This is a genomic window from Pseudomonas avellanae BPIC 631 (assembly GCF_000444135.1).
Lineage (GTDB): Bacteria > Pseudomonadota > Gammaproteobacteria > Pseudomonadales > Pseudomonadaceae > Aquipseudomonas > Aquipseudomonas avellanae.
The window spans coordinates 1-1,929 of the sequence record NZ_ATDK01000591.1 but is presented as its reverse complement, the minus strand read 5'-3'; the positions used below and the strand labels follow the sequence as shown (position 1 = coordinate 1,929).

At 59.9% G+C, this 1,929-nt stretch carries 2 protein-coding genes; both read left to right on the top strand.

Annotated features, from left to right (window positions below; translation table 11 throughout):
* Positions 1–180 precede the first annotated feature (180 nt).
* The gene (locus tag DW49_RS0127670) at positions 181–609 is read left to right on the top strand and encodes a DUF2231 domain-containing protein (protein ID WP_005619505.1); all 429 of its coding nucleotides are present in this window, start codon (positions 181–183) and stop codon (positions 607–609) included.
* Positions 606–1,898, top strand: coding sequence for a PQQ-dependent sugar dehydrogenase (locus DW49_RS0127665; RefSeq protein WP_005619504.1), 1,293 nt, complete (start codon positions 606–608; stop codon positions 1,896–1,898). Before DW49_RS0127670 ends, DW49_RS0127665 begins: the two co-directional genes overlap by 4 nt.
* The last annotated feature ends 31 nt before the right edge of the window (positions 1,899–1,929 follow it).

Below are 1,929 nucleotides of genomic sequence, written 5' to 3'. Positions count from 1 at the left end.
AAACTCAAGAGAAACTATGAAAGCGTCATAGCAATGGCCTGCGCTTTTCTGTGGCTACCAATGTGAAACGGGAACAGACCCTAGCATGATCCTCTTCTATGCGCAGTCAGCGCGATCCCGACAGGTCAGTGCATGTGCACTGAGCACCGATCCAGGGTCGCCGAACGATAAGGAGCCGCTATGACCGTCACCACCCATCCCGTCTACCGCTGCACACCAGGGCCGCTGCACGCGACCTTGCTCGCTGGCACCGTCCCGCTGTTTCTCGGTGCATTGCTGAGTGATATCGCCTACTACCAGACTTTCCAGATCCAATGGAGCAACTTTGCCGCCTGGCTGATTGCCGGAGGTTTGTTGTTTTGCGGGCTGGCGCTGCTGTTTGCGCTGGTAAATCTGATCCGTGCCGATCACAAGGCGGGCCGTCCTGTGGCGTATTTCCTGCTGTTGCTGGTCACCTGGGTGCTGGGCCTGGTCAACGCATTCGAGCATGCAAAAGATGCCTGGGCGGTCATGCCTTCGGGTCTGGTGCTGTCGGTGGTCGTCACCGTATTGGCGTGTGTCGCAACATGGACAGGGCTGACCAGCCTGCGTTCGGGAGGTGCAGAATGAGACAGGCCCACGCATTGACTGCATTGAGTATGGCGCTGCTGCTGAGCGCGTGTGGTGGCGAAGCGGACAGCACTCAGGCGCGGGGCCCGGACCCGAAACTGCCCGAGCCGCAACGTGGCTTGTTGCCGAGCATGAAGATTGCCGAGCCTGTCGCATGGGGCGATCAAAAACCGACTGTGCCTGAGGGGTTCAGCATCAGCGCGATTGCGACTGATCTGAGTATTCCTCGTCAATCGATCGTTCTGCCCAATGGCGATATTCTCATTGCAGAAGGCCGCGGCGGCAGTGCAGCCAAGCTCAAGCCGAAGGATGTCATCGCCAGCGTCATCAAGGCGCAGGGCAACACCAAGGTCAAAGGCGGCAACCGCCTGACGCTGCTACGTGATGCGGATGGCGACGGCAAGTACGAGCTGAAGACCGTTTTTGCCGAGAACCTGAATGCGCCTTATGGCCTGGCGTTTGCGAATGGCAAGTTGTACGTAGCCAATCAGGATGCGCTGGTCAGCTTCGATTATCAGGACGGCCAGACCAAGGCCAGCGGCGAACCGGCCAAGGTGACGGACCTGCCGTCGGCGATCAACCATCACTGGACCAAGGCACTGACAGTCAGCCCGGATGGGCGTTTTCTGTACGTCGGGATTGGCTCGAACAGTAACGTGACCGAGCGCGGCATGGAGGTCGAGATCGATCGTGCCATGGTCTGGCAGATCGATGCCGCGACGGGTGCGCACAAGCCGTATGCGACCGGCTTGCGTAACCCGACCGCATTGGCAATTCAGCCGGGTACCGGGCAGTTGTGGACAGTGGTCAACGAACGTGACGAACTGGGTCCTGACCTGGTCCCGGATTACCTGACGTCGGTGAAAGAGGGCGCCTTTTACGGCTGGCCTTACAGCTATTGGGGTCAGAACGTAGACACCCGGGCTCAGCCGCAAAATCCGGCCAAAGTCGCAGCCGCGATCAAGCCTGATTACAGCCTGGGCTCGCACGTTGCTGCACTCGGCGTGTCGTTCTCCATTCCGGCCATGGGCGAGAAGTTTGCAGACGGCGTCTTTGTCGGTGAACACGGCAGCTGGAACCGCGATAACCCGGTCGGTTACAAGGTGATTTTCGTACCGTTCGCCAATGGACGCCCGGCCGGTGAGCCAGTGGACTTCGCCACGGGCTTCCGTGGTGCCGATGGCAAGACTCGCGGTCGGCCAGTGGGCGTCACGGTTGATCCGAAAGGCGCGCTCATCATCGCCGACGACCTGGCAAACACTGTCTGGAGGGTGACGCGTAACAAATAACCGGGCCTACGCCTATCGTGCGACGCTCCGC

Coding starts and splice junctions, on each gene's coding strand:
- DW49_RS0127670 (WP_005619505.1), top strand. CDS start 181: ATGACCGTCACCACCCATCCCGTCTACCGCTGCACACCAGGGCCGCTG.
- DW49_RS0127665 (WP_005619504.1), top strand. CDS start 606: ATGAGACAGGCCCACGCATTGACTGCATTGAGTATGGCGCTGCTGCTG.